At 73.4% G+C, this 25,140-nt stretch carries 29 protein-coding genes; 9 read left to right on the forward strand and 20 right to left on the reverse strand.

The window, feature by feature from the left end; genetic code table 11:
* Window positions 1-18: 18 nt before the first annotated feature.
* Window positions 19-408: a helix-turn-helix domain-containing protein gene (locus ACLJTM_RS02200; RefSeq protein ID WP_411101607.1), complete on the reverse strand. Its 390-nt coding sequence runs from the start codon at window positions 406-408 to the stop codon at window positions 19-21.
* Window positions 409-573: 165 nt separating this feature from the next.
* On the opposite strand from ACLJTM_RS02200, the gene ACLJTM_RS02205 reads away from it, so the two are divergent.
* Together ACLJTM_RS02205 and ACLJTM_RS02210 are read left to right on the forward strand one after the other, a co-directional pair.
* Window positions 574-1,560 (forward strand): GlxA family transcriptional regulator, encoded by a 987-nt coding sequence (locus tag ACLJTM_RS02205; RefSeq protein WP_411101608.1) that lies wholly within the window; start codon window positions 574-576, stop codon window positions 1,558-1,560.
* Window positions 1,561-1,694: 134 nt separating this feature from the next.
* Window positions 1,695-2,357 carry an isochorismatase family protein gene (locus ACLJTM_RS02210; RefSeq protein ID WP_411101609.1) on the forward strand — a complete coding sequence of 221 codons (663 nt, stop codon included), beginning with the start codon at window positions 1,695-1,697 and terminating at the stop codon, window positions 2,355-2,357.
* Here ACLJTM_RS02210 and ACLJTM_RS02215 read toward each other — a convergent pair.
* From ACLJTM_RS02215 to ACLJTM_RS02230, 4 genes are all read right to left on the reverse strand, one after another.
* The gene (locus ACLJTM_RS02215; RefSeq protein ID WP_411101610.1) at window positions 2,347-3,159 is read right to left on the reverse strand and encodes a putative protein N(5)-glutamine methyltransferase; all 813 of its coding nucleotides are present in this window, start codon (window positions 3,157-3,159) and stop codon (window positions 2,347-2,349) included. The genes ACLJTM_RS02210 and ACLJTM_RS02215 overlap by 11 nt on opposite strands.
* A gap of 40 nt (window positions 3,160-3,199) precedes the next feature.
* Window positions 3,200-4,072 (reverse strand): sigma-70 family RNA polymerase sigma factor, encoded by an 873-nt coding sequence (locus tag ACLJTM_RS02220; protein WP_411101611.1) that lies wholly within the window; start codon window positions 4,070-4,072, stop codon window positions 3,200-3,202.
* A 133-nt stretch (window positions 4,073-4,205) separates the two neighbouring features.
* Window positions 4,206-5,453 (reverse strand): GNAT family N-acetyltransferase, encoded by a 1,248-nt coding sequence (locus tag ACLJTM_RS02225; RefSeq protein ID WP_411101612.1) that lies wholly within the window; start codon window positions 5,451-5,453, stop codon window positions 4,206-4,208.
* Between the two features lie 122 nt (window positions 5,454-5,575).
* Window positions 5,576-6,151, reverse strand: coding sequence for an AmfC protein (locus tag ACLJTM_RS02230; RefSeq protein WP_411101613.1), 576 nt, complete (start codon window positions 6,149-6,151; stop codon window positions 5,576-5,578).
* Window positions 6,152-6,287: 136 nt separating this feature from the next.
* Here ACLJTM_RS02230 and dtd point away from each other — a divergent pair, with 136 nt between their 5' ends.
* Window positions 6,288-6,713 (forward strand): D-aminoacyl-tRNA deacylase, encoded by a 426-nt coding sequence (gene dtd / locus ACLJTM_RS02235; RefSeq protein WP_411101614.1) that lies wholly within the window; start codon window positions 6,288-6,290, stop codon window positions 6,711-6,713.
* Window positions 6,714-6,722: 9 nt separating this feature from the next.
* Here the strand turns inward: dtd and ACLJTM_RS02240 are convergent, their stop codons facing one another.
* The 13 genes from ACLJTM_RS02240 to ACLJTM_RS02300 form a co-directional block, all read right to left on the reverse strand.
* Window positions 6,723-7,688 (reverse strand): YgfZ/GcvT domain-containing protein, encoded by a 966-nt coding sequence (locus ACLJTM_RS02240; protein ID WP_411101615.1) that lies wholly within the window; start codon window positions 7,686-7,688, stop codon window positions 6,723-6,725.
* 21 nt (window positions 7,689-7,709) lie between these two features.
* Window positions 7,710-8,165, reverse strand: a complete 456-nt coding sequence (locus tag ACLJTM_RS02245) for a Fur family transcriptional regulator (RefSeq protein WP_411101616.1) — start codon at window positions 8,163-8,165, stop codon at window positions 7,710-7,712.
* Window positions 8,166-8,274: 109 nt separating this feature from the next.
* A complete protein-coding gene (locus ACLJTM_RS02250; RefSeq protein ID WP_411101617.1) occupies window positions 8,275-8,847 on the reverse strand; it encodes an FABP family protein in 573 nt (190 codons plus the stop codon).
* A gap of 266 nt (window positions 8,848-9,113) precedes the next feature.
* Window positions 9,114-9,929 (reverse strand): hypothetical protein, encoded by an 816-nt coding sequence (locus ACLJTM_RS02255; RefSeq protein ID WP_411101618.1) that lies wholly within the window; start codon window positions 9,927-9,929, stop codon window positions 9,114-9,116.
* The gene (locus ACLJTM_RS02260) at window positions 9,926-10,858 is read right to left on the reverse strand and encodes a hypothetical protein (RefSeq protein ID WP_411101619.1); all 933 of its coding nucleotides are present in this window, start codon (window positions 10,856-10,858) and stop codon (window positions 9,926-9,928) included. The genes ACLJTM_RS02255 and ACLJTM_RS02260 overlap by 4 nt, the downstream gene beginning before the upstream one ends.
* On the reverse strand, window positions 10,855-11,820 hold the full coding sequence (locus ACLJTM_RS02265) for a hypothetical protein (protein ID WP_411101620.1): 966 nt from the start codon (window positions 11,818-11,820) through the stop codon (window positions 10,855-10,857). Before ACLJTM_RS02265 ends, ACLJTM_RS02260 begins: the two co-directional genes overlap by 4 nt.
* 115 nt (window positions 11,821-11,935) lie before the next feature.
* Complete coding sequence (locus ACLJTM_RS02270; RefSeq protein WP_411101621.1) at window positions 11,936-12,199, reverse strand: DUF3099 domain-containing protein; 264 nt, start codon at window positions 12,197-12,199, stop codon at window positions 11,936-11,938.
* Between the two features lie 114 nt (window positions 12,200-12,313).
* On the reverse strand, window positions 12,314-12,604 hold the full coding sequence (locus ACLJTM_RS02275) for a DUF1416 domain-containing protein (RefSeq protein WP_411101622.1): 291 nt from the start codon (window positions 12,602-12,604) through the stop codon (window positions 12,314-12,316).
* Window positions 12,605-12,673: 69 nt separating this feature from the next.
* Window positions 12,674-13,519, reverse strand: a complete 846-nt coding sequence (locus tag ACLJTM_RS02280) for a sulfurtransferase (RefSeq protein ID WP_411101623.1) — start codon at window positions 13,517-13,519, stop codon at window positions 12,674-12,676.
* Between the two features lie 197 nt (window positions 13,520-13,716).
* Window positions 13,717-13,800, reverse strand: coding sequence for a putative leader peptide (locus ACLJTM_RS02285; protein ID WP_350206375.1), 84 nt, complete (start codon window positions 13,798-13,800; stop codon window positions 13,717-13,719).
* 161 nt (window positions 13,801-13,961) lie between these two features.
* Window positions 13,962-14,678 carry a DUF2993 domain-containing protein gene (locus ACLJTM_RS02290; RefSeq protein ID WP_411101624.1) on the reverse strand — a complete coding sequence of 239 codons (717 nt, stop codon included), beginning with the start codon at window positions 14,676-14,678 and terminating at the stop codon, window positions 13,962-13,964.
* Between the two features lie 64 nt (window positions 14,679-14,742).
* On the reverse strand, window positions 14,743-16,359 hold the full coding sequence (locus ACLJTM_RS02295) for a hypothetical protein (protein ID WP_411101625.1): 1,617 nt from the start codon (window positions 16,357-16,359) through the stop codon (window positions 14,743-14,745).
* Between the two features lie 10 nt (window positions 16,360-16,369).
* Window positions 16,370-16,624: a MoaD/ThiS family protein gene (locus ACLJTM_RS02300; protein WP_411101626.1), complete on the reverse strand. Its 255-nt coding sequence runs from the start codon at window positions 16,622-16,624 to the stop codon at window positions 16,370-16,372.
* 477 nt (window positions 16,625-17,101) lie between these two features.
* Here ACLJTM_RS02300 and ACLJTM_RS02305 point away from each other — a divergent pair, with 477 nt between their 5' ends.
* From ACLJTM_RS02305 to ACLJTM_RS02325, 5 genes are all read left to right on the forward strand, one after another.
* The gene (locus ACLJTM_RS02305) at window positions 17,102-17,881 is read left to right on the forward strand and encodes a response regulator transcription factor (RefSeq protein ID WP_411101627.1); all 780 of its coding nucleotides are present in this window, start codon (window positions 17,102-17,104) and stop codon (window positions 17,879-17,881) included.
* A 24-nt stretch (window positions 17,882-17,905) separates the two neighbouring features.
* The gene (locus ACLJTM_RS02310; RefSeq protein ID WP_411101628.1) at window positions 17,906-18,928 is read left to right on the forward strand and encodes a LacI family DNA-binding transcriptional regulator; all 1,023 of its coding nucleotides are present in this window, start codon (window positions 17,906-17,908) and stop codon (window positions 18,926-18,928) included.
* 125 nt (window positions 18,929-19,053) lie between these two features.
* Entirely contained in the window at window positions 19,054-20,259 is a 1,206-nt protein-coding gene (locus tag ACLJTM_RS02315; RefSeq protein ID WP_411101629.1) for a S1C family serine protease, read from the forward strand.
* A gap of 124 nt (window positions 20,260-20,383) precedes the next feature.
* Window positions 20,384-21,115 carry a response regulator transcription factor gene (locus tag ACLJTM_RS02320; RefSeq protein WP_411101630.1) on the forward strand — a complete coding sequence of 244 codons (732 nt, stop codon included), beginning with the start codon at window positions 20,384-20,386 and terminating at the stop codon, window positions 21,113-21,115.
* Complete coding sequence (locus ACLJTM_RS02325; protein WP_411101631.1) at window positions 21,112-22,554, forward strand: sensor histidine kinase; 1,443 nt, start codon at window positions 21,112-21,114, stop codon at window positions 22,552-22,554. The genes ACLJTM_RS02320 and ACLJTM_RS02325 overlap by 4 nt, the downstream gene beginning before the upstream one ends.
* Here the strand turns inward: ACLJTM_RS02325 and ACLJTM_RS02330 are convergent.
* Complete coding sequence (locus ACLJTM_RS02330; RefSeq protein ID WP_411101632.1) at window positions 22,534-23,415, reverse strand: phosphatidylinositol-specific phospholipase C; 882 nt, start codon at window positions 23,413-23,415, stop codon at window positions 22,534-22,536. The two genes, ACLJTM_RS02325 and ACLJTM_RS02330, sit on opposite strands and share 21 nt — an antisense overlap.
* 77 nt (window positions 23,416-23,492) lie before the next feature.
* On the reverse strand, window positions 23,493-24,062 hold the full coding sequence (locus tag ACLJTM_RS02335) for a TetR/AcrR family transcriptional regulator (protein WP_411101633.1): 570 nt from the start codon (window positions 24,060-24,062) through the stop codon (window positions 23,493-23,495).
* A 207-nt stretch (window positions 24,063-24,269) separates the two neighbouring features.
* Between ACLJTM_RS02335 and ACLJTM_RS02340 the strand changes: the two genes are divergently transcribed.
* Window positions 24,270-25,052, forward strand: coding sequence for an alpha/beta fold hydrolase (locus tag ACLJTM_RS02340; RefSeq protein WP_411101634.1), 783 nt, complete (start codon window positions 24,270-24,272; stop codon window positions 25,050-25,052).
* Window positions 25,053-25,140 lie beyond the last annotated feature (88 nt).

Raw genomic sequence — 25,140 nt, forward strand, 5'->3', positions numbered from 1 at the left:
GGTCCTCCCGGATCAGGTTCAGTCGGTCTGCGGCGGCACCGCATCGGCGGTCGGGGGAGCGTCGAGCGCGTTCTCCTTGCGGAACGACTCGTAGATCTGGAGCAGCACCTGCTTCTGCCGCTCGTTGATGGACGGGTCGGCGAGGATGACGGCGCGCGTCTCCACTTCGTCCCGGTCCCGCTCGTCGAGCATTCCGGCCTGCACGTACAGCGTCTCCGCGGAGATGCGCAGTGCCTTGGCCAGCTGCTGCAGGATGTCCGCGGACGGCTTGCGCAGCCCGCGCTCGATCTGGCTCAGGTACGGATTCGACACCCCTGCCGCATCGGCGAGCTGCCGCAGCGAGAGCTGGGCCTGCCGCCGCTGCTCGCGGAGGTATTCGCCGAGGTTTCCGACGTTGAGCGATGCCATGCGCCGATCCTGCCGCACGCTGCTAACTTTTGCAAGCACACTGCTTGCAGCAGCTCCCATCGCCGTGTCGGCCGCGCCCGGGCCCGCGTATCGCCGCTCCCCGGTGGCCGGATGTGACACGGAGCCGTCATTGCCGTCACGGTGCGCGGCCGGGACCATGGACGCATGCCCCCTCCCCACCGCGTCGTCGTCGCGGTCTTCCCGGACGTCGACCTGCTCGACGTCACCGGCCCGGCCGAGGTCTTCGCCCTCGCCAACCGGGTGACCGGGGGCCGCGCGGGGTACGAGGTCCGGCTCGCCGGGCCCGGGAGGGAGCCGGTCGTCACCTCCGCCGGGGTGCGGCTGCTGCCGGACCTGTCCTTCGGCGAGGTGGGTGCCTCGGTGGACACCCTGCTGGTGCCCGGCGCCGTCGACATCGGGCCGGACGGGCCGGTGGCCCGGGTCGACCGCGAGGTCGTGGAGTGGGTGCGGGCCACGGCCCCGCACGCGCGCCGGATCGCCTCCGTGTGCGTGGGCGCGCACCTGCTCGCCGCCGCCGGGCTGCTGGACGGCCGGCGGGCGACCACCCACTGGTCGACCGCGGCCCAGCTCGCGGCCGAGCACCCGGAGGTACGGGTCGACGCCGATCCGATCTTCGTCCGCTCCGGCCGGGTGTGGACCGGGGCGGGCATCAGCACCTGCATGGACCTGGCGCTCGCCCTGGTCGCCGAGGACCACGGCGAGGCGGCGGCCCTGGCCGTGGCCCGGCAGCTGGTGATGTACCTGAGGCGGCAGGGCGGCCAGAGCCAGTTCAGCGTGCCGCTCAGCCGGCCGCCGGCCGCCCGCAGGGACATCGACGCCCTGCGCACCTTCATCACCGAGCACCTCGACGAGGACCTGTCGGCGGCGGCGCTCGCCGGGCGCATGTGCCTGAGCGAGCGCCACTTCGCCCGGGTCTTCCGCCAGGAGACCGGCACCAGTCCGGCCGCCTATGTGGAAGCCGCCCGCGTCGAGGCGGCCCGGAGGCTGCTGGAGACCACCGACGACCCGCTGGAGCAGGTCGCGGCGGCCGCCGGACTCGGCTCGGTGGAGACGCTGCACCGCGCCTTCCGCAAGCAGATCAACGCGACCCCGGCCTCCTACCGGCGCCGCTTCCGCACCGCCCTCGCCTGAACCGCACGTACCCGCACGTACCCGCGAGCCGTTCCCGTGCCCACCGCCGGGACGCCCTCCGCGCTGCCCTCGCACACCGGCCCACGGCCGTCCGCGCCCTGTGTCTCCCCGAACCAGAGAAGGAAGTCCCCGCCATGAACGCCTCCCCGAACACCCCCGTGCACCTCCCCACGGACACCCCTGCGAACGCCCCCGCGAACGCCTCCGCGAGCCTGCGCGAGGTCATCGGCCTCGACGGGACACTGCCCCGGCTCGCCGACAGCGCACTGGTCCTGATCGACTTCCAGAACACCTACCGCTCCGGCGTCATGGCCCTCGAAGGCGCCGAGCCCGCCCTCGCCGCGGGGGCCCGCCTGCTCGCCGCCGCCCGGGCGGCCGGCGCACCGGTCGTGCACGTGGTCAACGACGGGGGCGAGGGCAGCCCGTACGACATCCGAGCCGAGATCGGCGCGATCAGCCCCGAAGTGGCGCCCCTCGAAGGCGAACCCGTCGTGGTCAAGCAGTTCCCCGACGCCTTCCACGCCACCGGCCTGGAGAAGACCCTGCGCGACCTGGGCGCCGGACCGGACCTCGTGCTGGCCGGGTTCATGACCCACATGTGCGTCACCTTCACCGCCCAGGGGGCCTTCCGGCTCGGCTACCGGCCCACCGTCGTCGCCGAGGCGACCGCCACCCGCGCACTGGCCGCGCCCGACGGCACCGCCGTGCCCGCCGCCGTCCTGCAGACGGCGGCGCTGACCACGGTCACCGACCTGTTCGGCACCGTGGCCCCCACCGTCGGGCACCTCACCCGCTGACGCCCCCGGCGCCCCCGGCACTCCCCGCGCCCCCCCTGCCCCCCGCGTCCGCGACCACCACCGTCGCGTACTGCTCCGGGGAACTCAGCACCCGGACCGCGAAACCCGCCGAGGCCAGGGCCGAGGCGGTCACCGGGGACTGCCGGGCGCTCGTCTCGATCAGCAGGTGCCCGCCCGGCGCCAGCCAGCCGAGGGCGCCCGCCGCGACCCTGCGGTGGACGTCCAGGCCGTCCGCGCCGCCGTCCAGCGAGACCAGCGGCTCGTGGTCGCGGGCCTCCGCGGGCATGAGCCCGATCTCCCCGGTCGGCACGTACGGGGCGTTCACCACCAGGACGTCGACCCGGCCGCGCAGCGAAGCGGGAAGCGCCCCGTACAGGTCGCCCTGCCACACGGAGCCCCGGTACGGGGCCACGTTGCGCCGCGCGTACCCCAGCGCCACCGGGTCGATGTCCGCCGCGTGCAGCTCCACCCCGCCCGGCACCTGCGCCGCCACGGCCGCGCCCAGCGCGCCCACCCCGCAGCACAGGTCGAGCACCACCGCGCCGGGCCGGGCCAGCGCCGCCGCCTGCTCCACCAGGAACTCGGTGCGGCGGCGCGGCACGAAGGCGCCGGCGCCGACCTCCATGCGCAGCCCGCAGAACCCCGCCCAGCCCACGACGTGCTCCAGCGGCTCACCGGCCACCCGGCGGGCCAGCAGCTCCGCGAGGTGGCCGTCGTCGCGGGCGGCGCCGACCAGCAGGTCGGCCTCCTCCTCGGCGAACACGCAGCCTGCCGTGCGCAGGGATTCCACGAGTGATCTCAAACGGCTCAGTCCTCAGGATTCGGTCGTCGTCGCAGGTGTCTCAGTCCAGCACGGTGACGTCCACGCGCTCCAGACGCTCCGGATCCGCCAGGATGTCGATCGCGACGATACGGCCGCCGCTGACCGTGAAGCCCATGACCCCGACGGCCTTCCCGCCCGGGGTGATGGTGACGAGCCCGGGCGCCCCGTTGACCAGTGCCGGGCGGGCGTACGGCGCCAGCCGCTGGAAGGTGAGGGCCTGCCGGGCCACCGCGCCCGCGCCCAGGGCCATGTCGGACAGGTCCACGCGCAGCACCACCTCGGGGTCGAGGACCGCGATCAGCCCCTCGAAGCTGCCGCCCCGGGCCGCCGTGAGGAAGGCCCCGACGATCTCCTTCTGCCGGCCCGTGTCCGCGTCCGGGGTCGGCGCCCCGCCCTGCACCCGGCGGCGCGCCCGGCTCGCCAGCTGCCGCGCCGCCGCCGGGGTCCGCTCCACGATGGGCGCGATCTCGTCGAAGGGCACCCCGAACATGTCGTGCAGGACGAACGACAGCCGCTCCGCGGGCGCCAGTTGCTCCAGGACGACCAGCAGGGCGAGCCCGACCGAGTCCGCGAGGAGCACCTCCTGCTCCGGGTCCAGCCCGTCCGGCGGACTCAGGAGCGGCTCCGGGAAGCCCGCCGGGCCGTCAAGGGACTCCTCGCGGCGCGCCTTGCGCGAGCGCAGCTGGTCCAGGCAGACGCGGGCGACGACCGTGGTCAGCCAGCCGCCCAGGTTCTCGACGGCGCTGGTGTCCGAGCGGTCGAGCCGGAACCAGGCCTCCTGGACGGCGTCCTCCGCCTCGGACAGCGACCCGAGCATCCGGTACGCCACCGCCCGCAGGTGCCCGCGCTTCTCCTCGAACCGCGCCGCCAAGTATTCGCTGTCGCCGGTCATCCCGCGCTCCCCTCGTCCCGTCCGTACGCCGATCCTCCGCGGCGCCGATGCACCCGCAGCTCCACCTGCACCACCCTGACGCACCGGGGCCCGCCGATGTGACAGGAACCGGGACAGGAAGCACAGACGCAGGTCAGAAGACGTCCGGGCACCACGGCCGGCGCGCGGTGCGCAGGACGGCATCGGCCCGTGCAGCGGCCCCCGGCCGCTCCTCGGCCACCCGCCCGAGCGCGGCCAGCCGCACCGCGGACGCATCCCCGAGGTAGAGGGAACCCAGCGCGGCCACGTCCAGCCGGAGGTCCGGTGCCTGCGTGGTGCGCTCGCAGGCGCCGGCGCCCGCGTCCAGCCGGTACCGGCCCCCGGCCGGGCCCGCGGGATCGGCCACGTCCAGGACGAGCACCCCCGGCACGGCGTAGGTCCGGGCGCGCAGCGCCGCCGCCACGTCCAGCAGCCGCACCCACAGGAAGTCCGCGGCCGCCAGCGGCCTGGCGGAGCGCGGGTCGGGCAGCAGCCCGGTGACGAGGTCGTCGGGGGCGCGCAGGCCGGTGCGGACCTTCAGCACCCAGTCGATGGAGCACAGGAAGTGCCACAGGGCCCGCTGCGCGTCCGGGGTCACCGCGACCAGGTCCTTGACCTGCACGGTGTTCAGCGGGACCTTCGCGTCCGTCCAGTGGTCGTCGGCCACGTACGAGACCAGCCCGGCGACCTCGCCCGCCGCGGTCCGGTAGACGGCGTGGAACCTGTCCCGGTAGGGCCGGTACGAGACCTGCTCCAGCCCGGTCGCCAGCTCCCACCAGTGCGCGCCCCGGTCCACCGCCCCCGGCACGGCCGCCCGGAACCGCTCGTGCAGCCCCGGCCCGACCCGCCGCACCTCGGCCTCGTCGGCCATGTCGATCCGCCCGCCGTCCGCGGGCGCCGACCACCGCCGGCCCAGGCCGGTGCGCGGTACGTCGATCTCCCACTCGGCGGCGTGCGCGGCAGGCCCGAAGCCGTACCGTCCGTAGATCGGGTACTCGGCAGCGATCAGCGTCGACAGCACGTCCCCGCGGTCGCGGGCCGCGGCCAGTTCGGCGGCCATCATCCGTGTCAGCAGGCCCCGGCGGCGGTGGGTGGGAGCCACGGCGACGTTGGAGACGGCACTGGCGGGCACGGCTGCGCCGCCCGGCACGGTCAGCTGCTGGGCGAAGGAGCGGAAGGTGGCCACGCAGCGGCCGGTGTCCCGGTCGAAGCCGCCCTGGAGCCGGCTGAGGTCGCCGTACTCGGCGGCGCGCTGGGCGACGTCGGAGGGGGTGATCCCGGCCGGACTGAGGAACCCGGTGTTCAAGGCCCTCATCCAGTCGGCGAGTTCGGATGCGGCGATCGGCCGGACGTCAGCACTCATGACGGGCCACGCTAATCGGCGCGGCGGCCGCCGTCGCCCGGATTTTCACCCCGCCCACGCCCCCGCCCCGCCCATCCAACCGCGCCCGTCCCGCCCGTCCGCCGCGCTCAGGCCGGCAGGGCTCAGGCCAGCAGGTCGTCGACCTGCGCCTCGCCCTCGCGGTAGCGGCGGGTGATCTCCGCGCTGCACTCGTCGGCGGTGCGCTGGAGCTGCTGGCGGCGCCGCGAGACCTGCTGCTCGTACCGCACCAGCCGGGCCATGCCCTCGTACAGCTCGTCGTCGGTGCGGGCGCCCAGGTCCGACAGTTCCACGTCGGAGAGCATCTCCGCGGCCAGCACCCGGTACTCCTCGCTGTGCGGGGTACCGAGCGTGACGTGCCGGGCGGAGGCGCTGCGGCGGGAGGGGGCGTCCGCGAGGATCTCCGACAGCCGGTCCACCACCGGGGACTCGGGGTCGCTGCGCCGCGCGAGCTCGGCGCGCAGGATGTCGATGCGGCCCTGGAGCAGCCGCCGCACATAGCTCAGGTCGGCCTCGTCGCGCTGGGCGTCGCGGCGCAGCGCGCGCAGCTCCGGCAGGCCGAGGGCGCTGGTCGCCGGCCCCGGGTCCTGCGAACCGGGGGTGCGCTGCGCGGGCGGTCGTACCGCGGCCGTCGGCACGGAAGCGGGTGAAGCAGGTACGGAGGTACCAGAAGTATTCATGCGAACGAGTCCGTCCCCTCGACCGGTGCGGCGCACCCGCACCGCCTGCGTGCATGGTGCCACTCTCCGTGGGCACCGTGCAGTCCCCGTCCACCCGATCGGCCCCGGACGGGTGCACGCCTGGTACACAGGTGGTATGCGAGCAGTGGTGCAGAGGGTGGACGGCGCGGCCGTGGTCGTCGCGGGCGAGACGGTGGGCGAGATCACCGGCGAGGGACTGTGCGTCCTGGTGGGGGTGACCCATGACGACACCCCGGAGAAGGCGGCGGTCCTGGCGCGCAAGCTCTGGTCCGTGCGCATCCTGGAGGCGGAGAAGTCCTGCAGCGACGTGGACGCCCCACTGCTGGTGATCTCCCAGTTCACGCTCTACGGAGACGCCCGCAAGGGCCGCCGCCCCACGTGGAACGCGGCCGCGCCCGGCCCGGTCGCCGAGCCGCTGGTCGACGAGGTCGTGGCGCAGCTGCGGGCGCTGGGCGCGACGGTGGCGACGGGCCGGTTCGGCGCGGACATGCGGGTCTCGCTGACCAACCACGGCCCGTTCACCCTCGTCATCGACGTCTGACCGGCGGACCTACGGGGCCACCACGACCTCCTGCGCGGCGGCCGTGCCGCCGGCCAGCAGCGGCGCGTCCACCGGAACGTTCCTCTTGACCAGCGCCAGCGCGATCGGGCCCAGTTCGTGGTGGCGCACGGCCGTGGTCACGAAGCCGAGCTGGCGGCCCTCCTCGCCGTCCGCGGCGAGCCGCACCGGCGTCCCGTGCGCCGGGAGCAGCACCTCGGAGCCGTCCAGGTGCAGGAAGACCAGCCGGCGCGGGGGCTTCCCCAGGTTGTGGACGCGGGCCACCGTCTCCTGGCCGCGGTAGCAGCCCTTCTGGAGGTGAACTGCCGTGCCGATCCAGCCCAGTTCGTGCGGGATGGTGCGGTGGTCGGTCTCCAGGCCGAGGCGCGGCCGGTGCGCCTCGACGCGCAGGGCCTCGTACGCGAGGAGCCCCGCGGCCGGGCCGTGCGCGGCGGCGAAGGACTCCAGCTCGGTGCGGGGCAGGAAGACGTCCCGGCCGTACGCGGTCTCCCGTACGGCGTGCTTCCCGGCGACCTCGGCGATCGAGCCGGCCGGCAGGTGCACGACCGCGAACTCCCCGGTGCGGTCGGCGGTTTCGACGCGGTAAAAGAACTTCATGGACTCCAGGTAGGCGAGTAGCGCCTCCTGGGTACCGGGCTCCACGTGCGCCCAGGTGGTCTCGCCGTCGTCGACGAGGTAGAGCGCGTGCTCGATGTGGCCGTTGGCGGAGAGGATCAGCGCTTCGGTGGCCTGCCCGGCCGGCAGCTCCGTGAGGTGCTGGGTCAGCAGCAGGTGCAGCCAGCTCAGCCGCTCGGGGCCGGTGACGGTGACGACCCCGCGGTGCGAGAGGTCGACGAAACCGCGGCCGTCGGCGAGGGCGCGCTGTTCGCCGTACAGCTCTCCGTAGTGGGCGGCGACGCCCTCGTCGCGGCCTTCGGCCTGCACGGCGCCGGGGAGGTGGAGCAAAGGGCTGGTCATGGCACCCAGCCTACGACCCGGTCATGCCTGCCCGGCACGGTCCTTGGCGGCGCACTTCCGGCAGAGCCCGAAGATCGCGAAGTGCTTCATGTCGGTCTCGAAGCCGAAGGCGGCGCGGAGCTTCGCGGTGAACTCGGCGGCGACGTCCACGTCCGCCTCGATCACCTCGGAGCACGAGCGGCAGACCAGGTGGATGTGGTGGTGCCGGTCGGCGAGGTGGTAGGTGGGGGCGCCGTGCCCGAGGTGGGCGTGCGAGACGAGCCCGAGCTCCTCCAGGAGCTCCAGCGTCCGGTACACGGTGGAGATGTTGACCCCGGAGGCGGTCTTGCGCACGTGGACGAGGATCTCGTCCGGGGAGGCGTGCTCCAGCGCGTCCACTGCTTCCAGGACAAGCTGGCGCTGCGGAGTCAGCCGGTATCCGCGCTGCCGCAGGTCGGTCTTCCAGTCGGTTCCCTCGGTGCTGTCGGTGCTCACCACCCGGCCAGTGTAAGCGCGCGAAGGGGACCGCGGGCGGGCCCGCGGTCCCCTTCTTCCGTGCTGCTTCCTTCGTGCTGCCCTTGTGCCGGGCGGCGGCCTGCCGGGTCCGTCAGCGGAAGAAGGCGATGCCGTCGTCCGGCATGTCCGGGAGGTTGCGCGCCATCTCGGCGACCTCCTCGGGCGTGACGACCTTCTTCAGCTGGGCCGACATGTACGGGCGCAGCTCCACGTCCGGGGTGGCCTTCTCGCCGACCCACATCAGGTCGCTCTTCACGTACCCGTAGAGCCGCTTGCCGCCGCTGTACGGGCCGGAGGCCGCGGTCCGCGCGACCGCATCCGTCACCACGTCGATCTGGGGCTTCTGGTCGGCCAGCTCGCCGTACCAGACCTCGACGACGCCCTGGTCGCGGACCATGACGATCTCGACCTTGCGGTCCTTGTCGATGCGCCAGTAGCCCGACTCGGACTCCAGCGGCCGCACCTTATTGCCGTCGGCGTCGAGGACCCAGGTGTGGGAGGTGTATTCCAGGAAGTCCCGCCCGTCGTGGGTGAAGACGACTTCCTGGCCGAAGTTGCACTTTTCCTCACCCGGGAAGTCGAAGACGCCCGCGCCCTCCCAGTTGCCGAGGAGGAAGGCGAGGGGGACGAGGCCCGGGTTCAGGTCGGACGGGATCTGGATCATGAGTGGCTCAGGCGATCTGTGGGAGGGGTTCCGGGGCGGTCTGCCGAGCCGGGGCTCAGCGCTGACCCTGGTACAGCTTCTTGACGGCCAGGCCGGTGAAGGCCAGGACGCCGACGCAGACCAGGACCAGCAGGGAGGTGAAGACTGCCTCAAGCACGGGGTGCTCCTCGGAGGATTCGGTGCGGTGGACGGGCCGGTCCCCAAGCCTACTGGCCCGGGGAGCGGCCCACTCTTCGAGGTCGGCGGTACCGCGCCGCCCCCGCGGGTCAGTCCAGCAGCTGCTTCTGCAGGATCGCCGTCTGGTGCAGGGGGACGGAGGCCACCTTGCCCTTGCGGTGCTGGATGATCACGGCCTGGACATCACCGGACCGGATGCATCCGAGGGCGGTCTGCTCGTCCCCGACGGGGTCGCCCTCCTTGTAGAGCGAGATGCTGTCGCCCTCCATCGACTGGGAACTCCGGGCCTTCGTCCAGTCGACGTCCAGCGGCAGATTGTGGACACCGTTCAGACTGCGCTGCCCCGTGCAGAGGTTCGCGGCGGCCACGAATCCGGAAGAGGAGAAGCGCACCAGGTAGACACGGGTCACCGTGCCGTCCGGCATGGTCCAGCCGCGGGCCGCGATCTCGCGCGGGCCGTCGGTGAGGAAGTGCTTCTTGAGGGTCTCGCGCGCCTCGGCCTCGTACTCCTCCAGGAAGGTGTCCGCGGTCACCTTCGAGTCCTTCTCCAGCTTGAGCGCCGCATCGGGCTTCGAGCCCTCGGGCGCGGGCAGCAGCAGCTGGGTCAGGCCCGCGTAGTGGATGCCGCCCGGATTGTCCTCGGCGGAGGGCAGCGCCGCACCGGCCGGCAGGGCGGGCAGGGCCAGGGGCGGGTAGACCCAGCGGCCGTCGTCCTCGGTGGCCAGGCCCGGGATCTCGGTGCGCTCGGGCTGCGCGATCCCGTACGCGACGCCCGCGCCGGTCCCGGCGAAGACCACCAGGGCGGTGGTCCAGCGCAGGAGGGCGAACAGCTTGCGCCGGTCCTTGGGGGCGGTCGGGGCCGCGGGCGGCTCCGCGGAGGGCCCGCTGGTGTTCTGCTCGGTCACACGGACTCCCCGGGGGACTTCAGGTGGCTCAGCTGGTTCTTGAAGAAGGCGACGGCATCGGCCGGGGCGAAGCCGGGCTTGGGTCCGTACGCGCGGAAGTTGACCATCACGTCGCCCTCGACGGCCACGCAGTAAACGGAGTCGATCTTCTCCTTCTTCTCCTCGCCGACCGCCAGCAGCGAGCACTTGGCGTCCGGGAAGCCGTCCACCTTCGGAGCGTCGCGGCCGTCACCGGTGAGGCCTAGGAGCTTCTTGGAGACCTCCGAGAACGACCCGAGGGCCTGCGGGTCCGCCTGCATGACGCGGACCTCCGCGATCATCTCGCCGGAGACCTGGGCGTAACTCCGCCCCGCCAGGCCCTTGAGCTTGAGCTCGGCCAGCATGTCGTCGCGCTTCTTGCGCTCCGAGCGGGAAAGGCCGTTGCGGGCCTCCTTGAAGCCCTCGACCGCCTTCTCCCCCGACAGGTGGAAGTTGTTGCCGTCGGCGCCGAGGTCGGGGCCGTACACGTAGCCGCCGGGAAGCGGGAGCAGCCTGCCCGTGAGAGCGTTCGCCGGCACCTCCGCGGGATCGTCGGGCGTCTTGACGCGCTCGCCGACGGGGACCCAGTAGGCGGTCGGCGCGGTGCGGTCGGCGTCCTCCATGGCCGCGGCGGCCCAGATCCCGCCGCCGGCGAGGACGGCTGCGGCCACTCCCGCCGCGACGAGCGTGAGGGCCTTGCGGCGGGACCGGCGCGGAGGCTCCACCGGGGCCGGTGCCCCGGACCCGGTCCCGGTCCCGGTCGCCGCCACGGCTGCGGGCACGGATGCAGCGGGCGCGGCGGGCGCGGGCGCGGGCACGGATGCCGCGGGCGCGGCGGGCGCGGGTACGGGCGCGGCGGGCGCGGGCGCGGCGGGCGCCGCCGGGGTGTCGTGGTGCTGGGGCTCGGTCACAGTCGCTCCAGCTGCTTCGTGGCCAGATCGATGACGTCGCTCTCGGCGATCTTGCCGCGGTTGTCGTGGTAGAAGAGGTCCACGACGATGTCGCCGCGGCGGATGAGAGCCCGCGCTTCGCGGGTCGGGTAGTAGCCCGGCTCCTCGTCGAGTTCCGCATCCACCCACACGTGCCCGAGGGTGTCGGGTACGCCCGGTACGGCCACGCCGTCATTGCCCGCGAACTCCTTCTCGGGCATGTAGCCGGACTGCTCCCGCAGGTAGTCGTCCGCACCCTCGAAGTCGGCGAACTGCAGCAGACGGACCTCCACGACGACGCGGTCGTCCTGCGTCCACGTCGCCATTGCCATCCTCCGGAAGCCGCTCTTCGTCAGGCTCCGCAGGGCGAGGTCCGGGCGCTCGAAGGTGGTCGCGAGGGAGTCCGGGGTGTCGTACCCGACGCCCTGGAGCTTCGCCCCGCTCGGCGCCTCGATCAGGAGTCTGGTGAGGTCGTCGTCCGACTTGTGCCAGCGGTTGGCGTTGATCGTCCGGTGCGTCGTGGCGTCGTCCGGCGCGATCGGCTTCGGCGCCGCCACGTCCTGCTGGGCCAGGGGCGGCAGCGGGGTGGGGTCGCGGTCGTACTGGACCGCGTAACCGGTGACCGTACCGGCCAGGACGCCGAGTACGGCCGCGGCGGCGATCAGCAGCGGCGTCCGGGCCCGGCTGCGACGGCGGGCCGCGGGGGCAGGCACGTCGGCAGGCACATCGGCGGGCACGGCGGCGGGTTCGGCGGCGGGTTCGGCAGCGGGTGCTGCGGTGTCCGCATCGGCCGTCGCGGGCTCGGGGGCCGGGGGCTGCCCGGGCTCGGGCGTCGGTTCCGGGCCGGGTGCGGGCCCGGCAGCGGCGGGCAGGTCCGGAGTGTCCGAGTCCCGGCCGCTCTCCCCCTCTTTCCGCTGATCGGCGGTGGTCTGTTCGGGTTGCAAAGGAGGTCCCCCCACAGGACGTCAGGCGCGGGTTGGATTACCCGCGTGCATCCATGACCAGCCCTGGAGAGGAGCGGTTGTACGGAAGTCGATCACGTTTCCGCATCGAGGGGTTTCAGTCCTCGTGACGTCGTTTTCCGTCCAGTTCGTCCCACCACTCGTCGGACGTGCGGTCCCCCGAGGGATCGTCCCACCAGCGGTCCTCGGGGCCGCGCCGGTTCGCGATCATCGCCGCGACCGGGGGGATGACCATGGCGACCACGCACAGGGCCACGGCCGCCTCCACCGAGAAGAGGCGCACGAAGGACCAGGCGGAGACGAAGAGGACCAGGCATCCGCCCATGAGCAGGAAGTAGGCGCGCCGGCGCCGGGCGTACATGACTCCAGCGTAGGGCGGATCCGGACGGCGCGAAGGGCCGCACCTCGTTCCAGTGGCGTCCAACCCCCGGAGGTGCGGCCCTTCGGCCGGTCATCGGTGCACGGGCACGGTCGGTCAGACCGCGATCGCCACGTCCGTCACGCCGCCCGCCTCGGCGACCACGACGGCGCGCTCGCCCTGGGCACCGGGGACGAGCGCCCGCAGCGTCCAGGAGCCGGTGGCGGCGTAGAAGCGGAACTGGCCGGTCGCCGAGGTCGGGACCTCGGCGGTGAACTCACCGGTCGAGTCCAGCAGCCGGACGTAGCCGGACACCGGCTCGCCGTTCTTGGTCACCTGGCCCTGGATGGCGGTCTCACCGGGCTTCAGCGTCGCGAGGTCGGGCCCGCCGATCTGTGCTCCACACATGTTCTCTGTCCTGTCCTAGAGAGGTCGTACGTCCACGGGCCCTGCGTGCCCGGCAGGGTCGCCTTGTGCTTACTTGTTGGGGCCGAGCTCGATCGGCACGCCGACCAGCGAGCCGTACTCGGTCCACGAGCCGTCGTAGTTCTTGACGTTCTCCTGGCCCAGGAGCTCGTGCAGCACGAACCAGGTGAGCGCGGAGCGCTCACCGATGCGGCAGTAGGCGATGGTGTCCTTCGCCAGGTCGACCTGCTCGGCCTCGTAGAGGGCCGTCAGCTCTTCGTCCGACTTGAAGGTGCCGTCGTCGTTGGCGTTCTTCGACCACGGGATGTTGCGGGCGCTCGGCACGTGGCCGGGGCGCTGCGACTGCTCCTGCGGGAGGTGCGCCGGGGCGAGCAGCTTGCCGGAGAACTCGTCGGGCGAGCGCACGTCGACCAGGTTCAGGCTGCCGATCGCGGCCACGACGTCGTCGCGGAAGGCGCGGATCGAGGCGTCCTGCGGCTTGGCCTTGTAGGTGGTCGCCGGACGGTTGGGGACCTCCTTGCCGTCGACGAGGTCGCGGGAGTCGAGCTCCCACTTCTTGCGGCCGCCGTCGAGGAGCTTGACGTCCTGGTGGCCGTAGAGCTTGAAGTACCAGTAGGCGTACGAGGCGAACCAGTTGTTGTTGCCGCCGTAGAGGACGACCGTGTCGTCGTTGGCGATGCCCTTGGCGGAGAGGAGCTTCTCGAAGCCCTCCTGGTCCACGAAGTCGCGGCGCACCGGGTCCTGGAGGTCGCTCTTCCAGTCGATCCGGACGGCGTTGGTGATGTGGTTCTTGTCGTAGGCGGACGTGTCCTCGTCCACCTCGACGATGACGACCTTCGGGTCGTTCAGGTGGGCCTCGACCCAGTCGGCGTCTACGAGGACGTCGCTGCGGCTCATGGTGTTCTCCTCCGGGGCAGTGTGCGGCGGGGCGGTGCTGGTGAGGCTGCGGACCTGCTGGCTGCGGGTGCGGCGTGCGTGCGGCCGGGTGCGCCCGTGGGCCCTGCGCGGGGAGGCGGCAGGCAACCGTGGGCGGTGCGGTCACGCGGAAGGGGCGAAGGGGCTGTCGTCCGGCTGGTGGAGCGGATCGCTCAAGGTCACATGGATCGACAGAGCATGGCGGCGACGCGACACAGGTCTACTGCCCGCCGCTTCGTGAGGTCCGCCTGCTGATGCTTCATAGGGATGGATCGTAGGGACGAATCAGCCGCCCTGTCACCGGTGTGTCATATTTCGAGACAGGATCGTCCGCATACTGGGACGAGAAAGCCCCGGGCGGTCATCCGACCACTCCCGGGGCCTGTCCTGCGGTCCGTTCATCTGAGGATCGGACCGCGTCGTCTCACGATCCGGCCAGCGCCACGTCCGAGCCGCCCAGCGTGAGGTGCACACCCGCCTCGTCCGAGGTCAGAGCGGTCAGCCGCAGGCCCGCCGGCAGGCCGTCGTCCAGGCGGCGGTCGAAGTCGGTCTTCCTGCGGACCACCTTCTCGACCCCGGGGACGCCGTCGCCCGGCACGGAGTCCGCGCGCACCCGGACGATCTTCCCTTCCTTGCCGTCCCCGGCGTCCTGGAGGCTGATGGTCGACACCACGCTGTGCGTCAGGGACTTGCCGAGCACCTCGACGCTCGCGGTGACCTTGACCTTGTCGGGCGCGCCGCCGTAGCTGAGGGTCGCACCCGTCTGCGAGGCCGCGGTCAGGTCCGCCCAGGTGATGAGCGCCTCACCCTCGGCCCGCCTGGCGGTGCCCCCGGTGTAGTCCCCGTTGAGCTTGACGTCGTGGAAACGCGCGTCCAGCTCCGTCAGCCGCAGCTTGCGGCCGTCGGCGGTGGCGTCCACACCCTTGAGCGCGATGTCTACTCGCTCCAGGTCGTGGCTGAGCGCCTGGGTCAGGAACGGGAAGCCGTGGATGTCCACCGAGGTGCTCCCGGACAGGCCCTGGCGGGCCTGTATCCGATCGGCCAGCCGGCCCTCGGCATAGCCGACCGCCCACCGGTCCACCCCTGCGAGCAGCGCCCCCAGGACCACTGCGACGATCACCACGACACGCAGGAAACGCACGTGTCCACCCCCCTGCTTGTCGGTACGTGCGTTCTAGTTGACCATGGCCGCCGTCAAACGGCCGTCAGCCCACCACCCGCCCGATCAGGTAGACGGCCGGCGCGGCCGCCGCCAGCGGCAGCGCGACCCCGGCGGTCATGTGCACGAACTTGGACGGGTAGTCGTACGCCGCCACGCGCAGCCCGACCAGCGCGCACACGCCCGCCGCCAGGCCGAGCAGCGCCCCGCCGCCCGCTCCGACGGTCAGCCCGCCCACCGCGATGCCCACGCCGGCGGCCGAGGCCAGCGAGACGCCGACCGAGGGCCCGGCGGGCAGCGGCAGCGCCCGGGCGAAGACGGCCGCGGCGACGGCCGCGCCGCCGACGGTGACGGCCTCGGTGCCGGCCGCCAGATATCCCGTGCAGACGATGGCGAGGGCGGCCGAGGCCACCGAGGCCATCAGCCCGTACATCCGCTCGTCCGGGTCGGCGTGGCTGCGCAACTGGAGGACCAGCGTGAGCAGCACCCAGGCGCCGAGGGTGCCGACGATGGCGCCGGGGCCGTACGCGGGCTCCACCGCGAGCACGGCCGCGTCGGCGACCAGGGCGCCCAGGAAGGCGAGGGCGATGCCCTGGCGGGCCGGCCACATGCCGTTGAGCCGGAACCAGCCGGCCGCGGTGAGGCCCTGGAGGACGATCAGCGGCGCGAGCAGGGCGTACGGGCCGAGGGCGGCGGCTCCGGCCAGCAGGACGCCGAGGGCGGCCGTCAGCAGGGCCGGCTGCGGACCCGGGTCGATGATCGGCGACAGGCCCTCGGCGCGGGCCTGGGCCGGGTCGACGGCGCGCACGGTGTTCCCGCCGAGGGTGGGCGGGGAGTACGCGGGTGCCTCGCCCGGCGCCTCGCCCGGTGCCTCGCCCGGCGTCGCGGCGGCCTCCGGGCCGGGGCCGGGGTACGGGGGCAGGTAGGCGGTCTCCTCGGCCGGGACCTGGCGGGGGACCTGCTCCGGGTCCGCGGCCGCGGACCCGGGCGCCGGGTACCCGCCCGGCCCCGCCGCGGCGGTGTCCGGCCAGGGCGTCCCGCCGTGGGACCAGTCCTGGGCCGGGGGCTGCTGCGGCTGCTGCGCCGGGGCCTCGTCACGGAACCAGCCGTCCGGGGCAGCGCCCTGCTGCTGTGCGGGTGCGGGGTACGGCGCGGCGGGAGCCGGGTGCTCCTGGTAGGGCGGGAGGTAGGCCGTTTCGGGCTGCCGGGACCAGTCCGGGGCGGGGGCCTGCGGCTGCTGCGGCTGCTGCGGCTGCTGCCACTGCGCTGCGGGCTCCTCGCGGAACCAGCCGTCCGGGGCGGCGCCCTCCTGCTGTCCGGGGCCGGGGTAGGGCGGCAGGTACGCGGTCTCCTCGGCCGGTGCCGGAGTCGGGGCCGGGGCCTCGTCGCGGAACCAGCCCTCGGGCGCCACCGGCTGCCCCGGCACCGCGCCCAGCGGCGGGTGCTGCGGCTGGTAGCCGGTGTCCCAGGTGTCGGATTGCCAGGTCTGGGTCCCGTACGGATCGTGCTCCGGCTCCGGCTGCGGGTACGGCTGGTGCTGGTCCTGGTCCTGGTGCTGCGCCTGGTGTTGGTTCTGGTGCTGCTCCTGGTGCTCTTGCTGCTCCTGGTGCAGTTGCCGGCGGTACTGCTGCTGTCGCTGCTGCTGTTCCTCAGGGGTGCTCATCGGTTTCCGCTCACCCGCCCGCGAACGGCGGGAGCACCTCGACGGTGCCCCCCTCGGTCAGCTGGACGGCATCGTGCGGGCGCTTGCCCACGGGCTCTTCGTTCACGAGGAAGGAGCAGCGCAGCAGGACCCGGGTCAGCTCCCCGGGGTGGCGTTCCCGCACGGCGTCGAGCGCCTCGGCCAGCGTCTGCGCCGAGTACGGCTCCTCCGCCGTCTTGGCCGCGGCCTTGGCCGCCGCCCAGTAGCGGATGGTTCCGGTTGCCACTGCAGCTCCTATCGTCGGCTCTCTACCGTCGGCCTCCATGATGACCCCTCGCCGCCCCCGCCCCGGCGTGCACCCGCGCGCCCCGGGTGCGCCCGGCAGGCCCCCCGGGGGGCCGCCCATCCGGTGAAACCGGGACATACGCGGGCCGGGTGCGTGGCGGGCACCACAGAAGTGGAACCGTTCACGGCCTCGGCCCCGCAGCGGGAGGTGGGCTATTCTGCTGGCGAGAGGATCCGGGCAATGTTGCCCCCGGGTCCTTTTGTGCTTTCGGCACGTTGAACGACCCGGGAACAGTGGTGTCCGTCCGGCCTCAGGGCGCGGGACCGCACGGACGCCGTACGGGACGACGCACCACCGGGCACCACGACGCACCACGTACGAAGCAGCACGTCCTCGACGGGACCGAGGAGGAACCGACGTGATGGACCAGCGAAACGTGCCAGACCGACCGACCGGAACGGGACGGGGTGGTCGGGCATGAGCTCCCTGCTCCTCCTGACGAACGCCCTGCAGCCGTCCACCGAGGTACTGCCCGCCCTGGGCCTGCTCCTGCACACCGTCCGGGTCGCCCCGGCCGAGGGCCCCGCCCTCGTGGACACCCCCGGCGCCGACGTGATCCTCGTCGACGGACGCCGCGACCTGCCGCAGGTGCGGTCGCTGTGCCAGCTGCTGCGCTCCACCGGGCCGGGCTGCCCGCTGGTCCTCGTCGTCACCGAGGGCGGCCTGGCGGCCGTCACCGCGGACTGGGGCATCGACGACGTCCTCCTCGACACCGCCGGACCCGCCGAGGTCGAGGCCCGGCTGCGGCTGGCCACCGGCCGCCGGCAGCTGGGGGCCGACGACTCGCCGATGGAGATCCGCAACGGCGACCTCTCGGTGGACGAGGCCACGTACTCCGCCAAGCTCAAGGGGCGGGTGCTCGACCTCACCTTCAAGGAGTTCGAGCTGCTCAAGTACCTCGCGCAGCACCCCGGCCGGGTCTTCACCCGCGCCCAGCTGCTCCAGGAGGTGTGGGGCTACGACTACTTCGGCGGCACCCGGACGGTGGACGTGCACGTCCGGCGGCTGCGGGCGAAACTCGGCCCCGAGCACGAATCGCTGATCGGCACCGTCCGCAACGTCGGCTACCGCTTCGTCACGCCGGAGAAGGTCGAGCGGGCCGCCGCCGAGGCCGCCGCGCAGGCCGCCGCGGCCGTCACCCGGTCGGCGGAAGAGGCCGCCGGAATCCACTCCGCAGGACGCCCTGCCCAGAGGTAGGTCACCCCGCGTAGACTGCCGCGCGTGGCCAAGGTGACGCGGGATGACGTGGCGCGACTTGCGGGTACCTCTACCGCCGTCGTGAGCTACGTCATCAACAACGGACCCCGGCCGGTCGCCCCGGCCACGCGCGAGCGTGTCCTCGCCGCGATCAAGGACCTGGGCTACCGCCCGGACCGGGTCGCCCAGGCGATGGCGTCCCGGCGCACCGACCTCATAGGCATGATCGTCCCGGACGCCCGGCAGCCGTTCTTCGCGGAGATGGCGCACGCCGTGGAACAGGCCGCGGCCGAGCGCGGGAAGATGGTGCTGGTCGGCAACTCCGACTACCGCGACGAGCGCGAGGTCCACTACCTGCGGGCCTTCCTCGGCATGCGGGTCTCCGGTCTGATCCTGGTCAGCCAGGGCATGAGCGAGCGGGCCGCCTCCGAGATCGAGGCCTGGGACGCGCGGATCGTGCTGCTGCACGAGCGCCCCGAGGCCATCGACGACGTCGCGGTGATCACCGACGACATCGGCGGCGCACAGCTCGCCACCCGGCACCTGCTGGAGCACGGGCACGCGTACGTGGCCTGCATCGGCGGGGTCGAGAACACCCCGTCGGTCGGCGACCCGGTGGCGGACCACGTCGAGGGCTGGCGGCGGGCCATGCTGGAGGCCGGGCGCTCGGTGGAGGGCAGGCTCTTCGAGGCCCCGTACAACCGCTACGACGCCTACACCGTGGCCCTGGAGGTGCTGTCGGGGCCGGACCGGCCGCCGGCGATCTTCTGCGCCACGGACGACCAGGCCATCGGCGTCCTGCGGGCCGCGCGCGAGCTGCGGATCGACGTGCCCGGGGAGCTGGCGGTGGCCGGCTTCGACGACGTCAAGGAGGCGGCCCTCACGGACCCGCCGCTGACCACCATCGCCTCCGACCGGCCGGCCATGGCCCGCGCGGCGGTCGACCTCGTCCTGGACGACGGCCTGCGCATCGCCGGCTCGCGCCGCGAGCGCCTCAAACAGTTCCCGTCGGCCCTGGTGGTCCGCCGCAGCTGCGGCTGCCGCTAGTGCGGTGACCGGGCCGTCGCCCGGGACCGGGCCGGGCCCGGCCTTATTCCGGGCATACACGGTTCTGTCGGGCTTCTCAGCCCGGACTCAGGAAGCTCTCATCATCCGCGGCCACAGTCGTATCCATGACCGACAGCTTCCGCCGCGAAGGCGAGTACCCGCAGGAGAGCCCGAACCGGCCCGCGCCCTTCGGCGAGGGCCGGCAGCGGGGCGGTGAACGGCCGGCCCAGGACGTCGGCGCCGGCGCGTACCCGCCGCCGCCCGCGTACCCGCCCGCCGCACCCGGCTGGCACGAGGCGCACCAGCCCCCGGTCATCCGGGGCGAGACCCTCCCGGCCGGCGCGGGGAGCGGCGGGCCGGCCGGACCCGGCCCCGCCCACGCCGCGGCCCCCGCACCCCGCGCCAAGCGGCCGGTCGCGCTGCTGGCGGCGGTGGCCCTCGCGGCGGCCGTGGTCGGCGGCGGCACCGCAGCCGCCGTCCAGCAGTTCACCGGCACCCACCAGGCCGGCGGCGGGGGCGTCAGCGGCACCAACGTCTCCCAGTCCGGCCACGGCACCGTCTCCGGCGTCGCCGAGCAGGTCAGCCCCTCCGTGGTCCGCATCGACACCTCCACCTCGTCCGGGCAGGGCACCGGCTCCGGAATCGTGCTGAGCGCCGACGGCGAGATCGTCACCAACAACCACGTCGTGGACGGGGCCTCCCGGATCCAGGTGACCCTGAGCGACGGCAAGAAGTACCCGGCCAAGACCGTCGGCACCGACCCCGACAAGGACCTCGCCCTGATCAGGCTCCAGGGGGCGAGCGGCCTGCGGCCCGCCACGCTCGGGGACTCCGGCAGCGTGAAGGTCGGCGACGAAGTCGTCGCCATCGGCTCCCCCGACCGCCTCACCGGCACGGTCACCAGCGGCATCGTCTCCGCCCTGGAGCGCGAGGTGAGCGTACCGAAGTCGGAACAGCAGTCCCCGCAGAGCGGGCAGCAGGACGGCAGCGGCTGGCCGTTCTCGTACGGGGGCCGGCAGTTCAACGGGAACACCGGCTCGGACACCACCTCGTACAAGGCCATCCAGACGGACGCCTCCCTGAACCCCGGCAACTCCGGCGGCGCCCTCGTCAACCTCAACGGCGAGATCATCGGGATGCCCTCGGCGATCTACTCCCCCTCCAGCAACGGCTCCACCGCCGGCAGCGTCGGCCTCGGCTTCGCCATCCCCGTCGACACGATCAAGGCCGATCTGGACTCCCTGCGCAAGGGCGGCCCCGGCGGCGCCGGCAGCGGCTCCTCGGCCGAGGACGGCCGCTCGGGCGGCAACGGCCTCACCACCGGCTTCTGACACAGGCCCCGGCTCCGCCCGGTCCGGCGCCGCCCGCGTGCGACGCTGGGAGGACTCCGCGGGAGGCGCCCGGCGCCCCGCGGCACACGGCCCGGACGATCACCACCACCCTGGGGGAGCACCCATGAACGCCGAAGGCGACCAGCAGCGCGTACTCGTCGTCGACGACGAGCCGGCCGTGCGCGAGGCCCTGCGCCGCAGCCTCGCCTTCGAGGGGTATGCCGTCGAGACCGCCGTGGACGGGCTCGACGCCCTCGACAAGGCCGACGCGTACGGCCCCGACCTGCTGGTCCTGGACATCCAGATGCCCCGCATGGACGGACTGACGGCAGCCCGCAGACTGCGCGCCACCGGCAGCGTCACCCCGATCCTGATGCTCACCGCCCGCGACACCGTCGGCGACCGCGTCACCGGCCTCGACGCGGGCGCCGACGACTACCTCGTCAAGCCCTTCGAGCTGGACGAGCTCTTCGCCCGCGTCCGCGCCCTGCTGCGCCGCAGCGCGTATGCCGCCCCCCAGCCCGGCCGGGAGGGGCCGCAGGACGTCCTGGCCTTCGGCGACCTGCGGATGGACCTCGCCACGCGCGAGGTCACCCGGTCCGGACGGCCGGTGGAGCTGACCCGGACCGAGTTCACGCTGCTGGAGATGTTCCTCGCGCACCCCCGCCAGGTCCTGACCCGCGAGCAGATCCTCAAGACCGTGTGGGGCTTCGACTTCGAGCCCAGCTCCAACTCCCTGGACGTGTACGTGATGTACCTGCGCCGCAAGACCGAGGCGGGCGGCGAGCCCCGGCTCGTCCACACCGTGCGCGGAGTGGGCTACGTCCTGCGGGCCGGCGAGAGCGGGCCCGAGTGAGTCCCGCCGCCAGATTCCGCGCGCTGCCGCTGCGCTCCCGCCTGGCCCTGCTCGTCACGGTCGCGGTGGCGCTCGCCGTGGCGGCCGTGGCCGCGGTGTCCTGGGTGATGGTGCGCACCCAGCTCCGCGACCAGCTGGACAGCTCCCTCATGGCGACCAACCCGAACCCGCAGGTGGGCCGGGTGCTGGACGGCCGCCAGTGCGCGACGCGGCCGCCCGAGGGGCAGCAGGACATCGCCGGGAAGCTGAACGCGTCGGTGCAGATCGTCACCGCGCAGGGCGAGCACTGCTGGGTGAGCGGGTCGGCGACGCTGCCCGTCACCTCCGTGGACAAGGAGATCGCCGCCGGCAAGCGCGGGGCCGCCCTCCAGGACGTGACGACGGCCGACGGCACCGACATGCGCGTCTACACGATGCCGGCGCAGGCGGTGCCCGGCGGACCCGTCTTCGGCATCTCCATCGCCAAACCCCTCGCAGACATCGACAAGCCGCTGTCGACCCTGGCCTGGGTGCTGCTCCTGGTCAGCGGCGTCGGCGTGGTGGGCGCGGGCGCGGCCGGCCTGTGGGTGGCCCGGGCCGGACTGCGGCCGGTGGACGAACTCACCGGCGCCGTCGAGCACATCGCCCGCACCGAGGACCTGACCGTGCGGATCCCCGACCGGGGCGACGACGAGATCGCCCGCCTGTCGCGGTCCTTCAACTCGATGACCGCCGCCCTGGCCTCCTCCCAGGAGCGGCAGGCCCAGCTGATCGCGGACGCCGGCCACGAGCTGCGCACCCCGCTCACCTCACTGCGCACCAACATCGAGCTGCTGGCCCGCAGCGAGGACACCGGCCGGGCCATCCCGGCGAAGGACCGCAGGGAGCTGCTGGACTCGGTCACGGCGCAGATGACGGAGCTGGCCTCGCTGATCGGAGACCTCCAGGAGCTGTCCCGGCCGGACGCCTCCCCGCACGGGCCGCTCGGGGTGGTCGCCCTGCACGAGATCACCGGGACCGCACTGTCCCGGGCCCGGCTGCGCGGTCCGGAGCTGCGCTTCACCTGCGACCTGCAGCCCTGGTACGTACGGGGCGAGGCGGCGGCGCTGGAGCGGGCCGTGGTCAACGTGCTCGACAACGCGGTGAAGTTCAGCCCGCCGGACGGCGAGGTCGAGGTGACGCTGCGGGCCGGCGAGCTGACCGTACGGGACCACGGGCCCGGCATCCCGGCGGAGGACCTGCCGCACGTCTTCGAGCGGTTCTGGCGGTCCTCCTCGGCCCGCGCCCTGCCCGGCAGCGGGCTGGGCCTGTCGATCGTGGCGCGTACGGCGGCCCGGTCCGGCGGCAGCGCCGAGCTGCGGCCGGCGGCGGGCGGCGGCCCGGGCACGGAGGCGGTGCTCCGCATCCCGGGAGCGCCGGCCCCGCCGCCGGCCGGCCCGTCAGTTGTGCCGGATCAGTGAGGCGACCAGCCCGGAGCGGGTGTTCGGGAAGTCCATCGGGACGATGCCGAGGCCGGTCCGGCCGGCCAGCTCCCCGCCGTCGACGAAGGAGTGCACCTGCGGGTTGAGGCGGTCGGAGTTCCAGCGGGGCGGCATGTAGGCCGCGGTGCTGACGTAGTTGACGAACAGCTTGCCGGGCTGCTGGACGGCCTTGCGGAAGTGGTTCTCGATCCGGCCGCGCTTGGCGAACGGCTCGGTGTTGTAGTCGTCCTGGATGTCGAAGACGGTGCCGTCGCCGTAGCGCAGTCCGGGCAGGCCGCCGTTGTCGGCGAGGAGCACCACCTTGCCGCGGGCCTGCCCGAGGGAGGGCAGGGTGTCGGCGATGCGGAAGAGCGGGCGCCAGCCGCGCTGGTCGAGGTAGTCGTCGAAGACCGCGCGGAACGCGGCGTCGCTCTCGCCGGAGTACTCCTGCTTGACCCGCATCAGGACGGTCTCCGAGGGGTGCGCGGCGAGGAAGTTCCCGCAGGCGACGAGGACGTCACCGAACATCAGGTCCTGGAAGAAGGCCGCGTGGTGGATGGCGAACGAGCCGCCCGTGACCCGGCAGCGGACGTCGAGGAAGCGGATGCCCGAGTCGAGCTGCTGGGCGATCGAGGTGTTCTGGCAGGCGACGTAGAGGCCGCCCTTGGTGGCGCCGGAGTCGTGGGTGCCCGGGATGGTCATCCGCTGGAGGGCGGTGGAGTCGGCCAGGCCCGCCATCCAGTCCTGGGTGCCGAGCGCCCGGGCCGCTGCCGGGGCGGCTGCGCCCAGCCCGACGGCGGCCGTCGCCGCCAGTGCCCCCGCCCCCGTGAGGAACGCCCTCCGGTCCAGTGCCATGCCCATGCCCGCCCCTTCGCCGACCCAGTGGTGGGACCGGATTATGGCGTGCGGGACCCGCGTTTACTACCCGTCGGTAGGTCCTACTTCTCCAGCAACTCGGCGAGCCCGCGCAGCCCTTGGGCGATCTCGTGACCGGTGGGCGCATGGTCGGGGTCGGTCAGCACCTGCACCATCACCCCGCTCAGCAGGGCGATGTGCACCGAGCCGAGGGACCGTACGTCCTCCTGCGCCACGTCCTCCTCCGCCTCCCCGCGCAGCTGGGCCGCCACCATCCGCCGGGACTGGCGCTGCCCTTCGGCCAGGACCGCCAGCAGCTCGGGCGAGGACTGGGCGTGCACGAAGGCCTCCACGGAGGCGGTCCACAGCCAGCGCATCTCGGCGAAGTCCCGGATCTTGCGGTCCCAGGTGTCGGCGAACCGCTCCGCGGCCGAAGCGCCCTGCCCGGCGAGCCGGCCGGACCCGGCGGCCCACTCGTCCATGGCGGCGAACAGCGCCTGGTTCAGCAGGGCCTCGCGCGAGCCGAAGTGGTAGCCGATCGCGGCCATGCTCACCTGCGCCGCGGAGGCGATGTCGCGCACGGTGGTGCGCAGGTACCCCTTCTCCTCCAGGCAGCGACGCGCCCCGGCCAGCAGGTCCTCACGATTTCCCATGCCGGGATGGTAGCCCCGGCCGTTTTGCGCAACCGCCCAAGACAAACGTATTGCGCGCCCGCCCAACTGATGGCAGGCTGAGGACACGGGAAACACCGCACGGACACCCCGCAAGGGGACCACCGCACGGCACCCGCACGGGGCAACACCGCACGGACACCCGGCGGACACCCGCACGGGCACCACTACACGGGGGAGACCAGCACCATGCGCCACGACATGACCATCGACGGCCGCGTCCTGTCCTACCTGGACTTCGGGGGCCCCGGCCGCCCGCTGCTCGCCCTGCACGGCGGCCTCTCCGAAGGCGCCCACTACGCCGGACTGGCCACCGCCCTCGGCGACGACTGGCGGGTCATCGCCCCCGACCAGCGCGGCCACGGCGACTCCGACCGCGCCGCCGAGTACAGCCGCGAGGGCTACGTCGGCGACCTCGTCGCCCTGCTCGACCACCTCGGCCGGCAGGACCCGCTGCCCGTCCTCGGCTTCTCCCTCGGCGGACTCAACGCCTACCACCTGGCCGCGGCCCGCCCCGACCTCGTCTCCGCGCTGATCAACGTCGACGGCCCGGTCGAACGCCCCTCCGGCAAGGGCCCCAACCTCTTCGACTTCGTCGCCCGCCTCCCCTACACCGCCCCCACCCGCGAGGAACTCCTCGCGGCGTGCGGCCCCATGGGCGAGGGCTTGGCAGCCGGCCTGCGGCCGCTTCCCGACGGCAGCGGCTGGCGGCTGCCCTTCCACCCGCAGGACACCCTGGCCACCGTCGACTCCGGCTCCGGCGAGCACTGGGACGTCTGGACCGCGAGCCGCTGCCCCGCCCTGCTGATCCACGGCCTGCGCAGCCAGGCCCTGCCGCAGCGGCAGGCCGACGCGATGGTCGCCCGGCGACCCGGGACCTCGTACGTCGGCCTGGACACCGAGCACTACGTCCCCTTCCAGGACCCGAAGGGCTTCCACGACGCCGTGGCCGCCTTCCTCCAGACCCTCTGAGCGCCCTGCCGGGGGCCCGTCGCCGGGGGGGCGCACGCGCCGGGGGTGCTCCGGGGAGGGGTGCTACGGGGGGGGCACGCGCCCGGTG

It is taken from the genome of Streptomyces sp. cmx-4-9, assembly GCF_046548835.1.
Taxonomy (GTDB): Bacteria; Actinomycetota; Actinomycetes; order Streptomycetales; family Streptomycetaceae; genus Streptomyces.

Bases quoted from the DNA above. Each gene is read 5' to 3' on its own strand.
- ACLJTM_RS02270 (WP_411101621.1), bottom strand. From the start codon at position 12,199: ATGTACGCCCGGCGCCGGCGCGCCTACTTCCTGCTCATGGGCGGATGC.
- ACLJTM_RS02320 (WP_411101630.1), top strand. From the start codon at position 20,384: ATGAACGCCGAAGGCGACCAGCAGCGCGTACTCGTCGTCGACGACGAG.
- ACLJTM_RS02225 (WP_411101612.1), bottom strand. From the start codon at position 5,453: ATGAGTGCTGACGTCCGGCCGATCGCCGCATCCGAACTCGCCGACTGG.
- ACLJTM_RS02280 (WP_411101623.1), bottom strand. From the start codon at position 13,519: ATGAGCCGCAGCGACGTCCTCGTAGACGCCGACTGGGTCGAGGCCCAC.
- dtd (WP_411101614.1), top strand. From the start codon at position 6,288: ATGCGAGCAGTGGTGCAGAGGGTGGACGGCGCGGCCGTGGTCGTCGCG.
- ACLJTM_RS02340 (WP_411101634.1), top strand. From the start codon at position 24,270: ATGCGCCACGACATGACCATCGACGGCCGCGTCCTGTCCTACCTGGAC.
- ACLJTM_RS02210 (WP_411101609.1), top strand. From the start codon at position 1,695: ATGAACGCCTCCCCGAACACCCCCGTGCACCTCCCCACGGACACCCCT.
- ACLJTM_RS02295 (WP_411101625.1), bottom strand. From the start codon at position 16,359: ATGAGCACCCCTGAGGAACAGCAGCAGCGACAGCAGCAGTACCGCCGG.
- ACLJTM_RS02200 (WP_411101607.1), bottom strand. From the start codon at position 408: ATGGCATCGCTCAACGTCGGAAACCTCGGCGAATACCTCCGCGAGCAG.
- ACLJTM_RS02315 (WP_411101629.1), top strand. From the start codon at position 19,054: ATGACCGACAGCTTCCGCCGCGAAGGCGAGTACCCGCAGGAGAGCCCG.
- ACLJTM_RS02250 (WP_411101617.1), bottom strand. From the start codon at position 8,847: ATGATCCAGATCCCGTCCGACCTGAACCCGGGCCTCGTCCCCCTCGCC.
- ACLJTM_RS02205 (WP_411101608.1), top strand. From the start codon at position 574: ATGCCCCCTCCCCACCGCGTCGTCGTCGCGGTCTTCCCGGACGTCGAC.
- ACLJTM_RS02305 (WP_411101627.1), top strand. From the start codon at position 17,102: ATGAGCTCCCTGCTCCTCCTGACGAACGCCCTGCAGCCGTCCACCGAG.
- ACLJTM_RS02220 (WP_411101611.1), bottom strand. From the start codon at position 4,072: ATGACCGGCGACAGCGAATACTTGGCGGCGCGGTTCGAGGAGAAGCGC.
- ACLJTM_RS02335 (WP_411101633.1), bottom strand. From the start codon at position 24,062: ATGGGAAATCGTGAGGACCTGCTGGCCGGGGCGCGTCGCTGCCTGGAG.
- ACLJTM_RS02330 (WP_411101632.1), bottom strand. From the start codon at position 23,415: ATGGGCATGGCACTGGACCGGAGGGCGTTCCTCACGGGGGCGGGGGCA.
- ACLJTM_RS02240 (WP_411101615.1), bottom strand. From the start codon at position 7,688: ATGACCAGCCCTTTGCTCCACCTCCCCGGCGCCGTGCAGGCCGAAGGC.
- ACLJTM_RS02275 (WP_411101622.1), bottom strand. From the start codon at position 12,604: ATGTGTGGAGCACAGATCGGCGGGCCCGACCTCGCGACGCTGAAGCCC.
- ACLJTM_RS02285 (WP_350206375.1), bottom strand. From the start codon at position 13,800: ATGAAGCATCAGCAGGCGGACCTCACGAAGCGGCGGGCAGTAGACCTG.
- ACLJTM_RS02230 (WP_411101613.1), bottom strand. From the start codon at position 6,151: ATGAATACTTCTGGTACCTCCGTACCTGCTTCACCCGCTTCCGTGCCG.